The 3135-nt window shown below is 72.0% G+C and carries 3 protein-coding genes; all 3 read left to right on the top strand.

Going from position 1 to position 3135, the window contains the following annotated elements; all coding sequences use genetic code 11:
• Positions 1-705, top strand: a 705-nt coding sequence (locus ABZ371_RS30850) for a 2-oxo acid dehydrogenase subunit E2 (RefSeq protein WP_358685858.1), incomplete at its 5' end; no start/stop codon positions are given.
• Positions 706-754: 49 nt separating this feature from the next.
• On the top strand, positions 755-1765 hold the full coding sequence (locus ABZ371_RS30845; protein ID WP_358685856.1) for a 3-oxoacyl-[acyl-carrier-protein] synthase III C-terminal domain-containing protein: 1011 nt from the start codon (positions 755-757) through the stop codon (positions 1763-1765).
• Positions 1766-1860: 95 nt separating this feature from the next.
• A complete protein-coding gene (locus tag ABZ371_RS30840) occupies positions 1861-2598 on the top strand; it encodes an alpha/beta fold hydrolase (protein ID WP_358685861.1) in 738 nt (245 codons plus the stop codon).
• The last annotated feature ends 537 nt before the right edge of the window (positions 2599-3135 follow it).

Genomic DNA, 3135 nt, shown 5'->3' with positions numbered 1-3135 from the left:
CTCGACCGTATGCAGCAGGGCACCGCGGCGGTGGTCACCAGGAGCCATCGCGAGGTCCCGGCGGGCTTCACCGTGGTCCGTGCGGAGGTGGGTCCCACGCTGGACGCCCTTGCCGCCCTGGGCGAGGAGACGGGCACCACCTTCGGCCTGGGGGAAGCCGTCATCAAGGCGGTGGCCGCCCAGCACGAGGAGTTCCCGCTGTTCTTCGGCACCCTGCTGGACGACCGCACCGTCGGTCTGGCCGACGCTCCGCACGTGGGTGTCACCGTGGACGTCGACGGATCGCTGTACGTCCCGGTGGTCCGGCGGGCGCACGAGCAGTCCCTGGAAGAAGTCGCCGACACCCTGATGGAGTTCAGGATGAAGGCGCTGACGAAGGACTTCCTGGCGACGGAGCTGGACGGCGGCAACATCGCCGTCTCCCTCAACCCCGACCCCGGTGTGGTGCTGGTCCATCCCATCGTGCTCTGGCCGCAGTTGTGCATGGTGTCGGTCGGTGCGGTCGAGGAGGAGTACCGCCCCGGTGCCGACGGCACGCCCCGTGCGGTCAGGTACGTCCACCTCGGGCTGGCCTATGACCACCGGGTCGTGAACGGCCGGGACGCGGTCCGGTTCCTCACCGGCGTCAGGAGCGTCCTGGAGCGCGGCGGGGATGCGTGGTGGGGCCTCGACGACACCGCGCTCACGGCGGAGGGCCCGGCGTGAGCGCCCCTTCCGGTGGCGGCACGCGGACGGCGACGACAGGAGGTGCCCCGTGGAGTACGGGATGATGGGATTCGGGTCCGCGCTCGGTGAGAAGGCGGCGGTGGCCGACATCGTGTCGGAGTACACCGCGGACACCGAACGGGTGCTGGCCTACGGCTACCGCAACGTGCACCGGTGCCCGCCGGAGGTGGGTCTGACCGACCTGTCGGTGGAGGCGGCCCGCAGGGCGCTGAAGGACGCGGGCACCGAGCCCGAGGAGCTCGACCTGGTGGTGGTGGCGATCACCGACATACCCGAGTACCTGTACTGGGACGCGGCGGCGAGCCTCCAGGCACGGCTCGGAGCCCACCGGGCCGAGGCCGTGCTGATCTCCCAGGGGTGTGCGGGCGGCATCACGGGCTTCGACACCCTCGCGGGCCGGTTCGCCACCCACCCCGAGTACCGGCGGGCCCTCTTCGTGGGCGCCAACCGCACGGCGGAGGCGTACTGGAACCGGATGGAGACGCACTCGCTCCTGTTCTCCGACGGCGCCGCGGCGACCGTCGTCGGGCGCGGACACCCGCGGCTGCGCTGGCGGGGCGCCGACGTCATCACGGACGGTCGCTACGCCGACTTCTTCCTCATGGAACAGGGCGGTGCGCACCTTCCGTTCATGCCGGGGGACGAGCAGCCGACGGCCCGGGACGCGTGGGACATGATGGAGTTCTTCGACTACGACTCGGACCGGTTCGAGGGCTTCATCGAGCTGATGAACGACCGGGTGCGCGAGGTGGTCCACCGTGCCTGTGCGCGGGTGGGCGTCGAGGTGGGGGACCTCGCCCGGGTCGTCCTGCTGAACGACAACGAGCAGACCTCGCGGGCCCTCGCCGCCGGACTCGGGGTGCCGGGCGAGCGGACGAACCTCGCGTTCTCGCTCGAACACGGCCACTTCGGTGCCGCCGACCACCTGCTGAACCTCCAGCAGCACCGGGACGCGGGAGACCTGGCCGAGGGTGACCTGATCGCTCTGGCCGGGATGGGCCGCGGGATGCACTGGGGGTGTGCCATCATCGAGTGCTGACCGACCGGATGCACCATTCGAGGACGACGGGACCGTCGGTGCGGTCCGGACAGGACATTGACGTGACCGAGGCAGCACGGGGCGCCACGACCGCCATGACGACGAGCGGGCCGGGTTGGGTCCGCCGGTTCCATCCCGCGCCGGACGCGGGGAGCCGGCTCGTCTGCTTCCCGCACGCCGGGGGTGCGGCGTCGTTCTTCTTCCCCGTGTCGCGGCTGCTCGCGCCGCACGCCGACGTTCTCGCGATCCAGTACCCGGGCAGGCAGGACCGCCGTCATGAGCCGTGTGCCGAGAGCGTCGACGAACTCGCCGACGCGCTGACCGCGGAGTTGCTCCCCTGGTGCGACCGCCCGGTGACCTTCTTCGGCCACAGCATGGGGGCCCTGCTCGCCTTCGAGGTGGCGAGACGGCTGGAACGCCGGGGTACCACCCTGCACGGCCTCTGCGTCTCGGGACGCCGGGCGCCGTCGCTGTCCCGCGAGGCCGGGATCCACCTCCGCGGCGACGAGGCACTGCTGGACCACATCGCCCGGCTCAGCGGCACGGACTCCCGTGTCCTCGGGGACCCCGAGCTCCTGCACCTGGTCCTGCCCGCGATCCGGGCCGACTACAAGGCGGTGGAGACGTACGCGTACGCGGACGGGCCGCCGCTGCACTGCCCGGTCCTGGTCCTCACCGGCGACGACGACCCGCAGGTGACGCCGGAGGAGGCGAAGGCATGGGCCGGCCACACCGACGGTGAGTACGAGTTGCGGGTCTTTCCCGGCGGTCACTTCTACCTGAACTCGCTCGTGACCGAGGTGACGGGCGCGGTCAGGGAGTACCTGGCCTGACGAAGGGCCGTCCCTCCGCGTACCGCGCGACAGCCCCACGGCCCCGGCCGTCTCCGCCCCGGACCCGGACGACCGGGCCCGGGGCCTCGGCGCGTACCGGCGCGTGACGGCAGCGGGAGCACGCTGGCGCCACGCGGCGCGACAGATCGGCGTTCGGCGCGGTGCGCCCGGACGCCGAGCGGGCATCCGGAAGAACCGCGGTCCGGTGCCGAACGGCCTGTGATCGCCCCGCACTGCCCGTTTCCCCTTTTCCGCTGCCCGCTTTCGCCCCATGACCGGCGGCTTCGCCCATGGGGTGGCGCCACCGAAGGTGCTGGATGCGCCATGGTGAGGGGATGGGCTTGGCGTTGGCGCCAAGAGGTGCCATTATGGCGCTACGCGGAATCCACGCTGACGCCGTCCTGACAACGGGAAAAGGAGGGACGAGTGCTGTCATGATGCCCTCGGGTGGCCCCCGCCGTTCGCCCCCCGCGGCGCCGACCTCCGGCGAACGCCGGCACAGCGGCCCCGCGGTGGTGGCCCGCCACCCGCACCCGC

It is taken from the genome of Streptomyces sp. NPDC005899, assembly GCF_040629645.1.
GTDB lineage: Bacteria > Actinomycetota > Actinomycetes > Streptomycetales > Streptomycetaceae > Streptomyces.
This window is presented reverse-complemented; position numbering and strand designations above follow the sequence as displayed.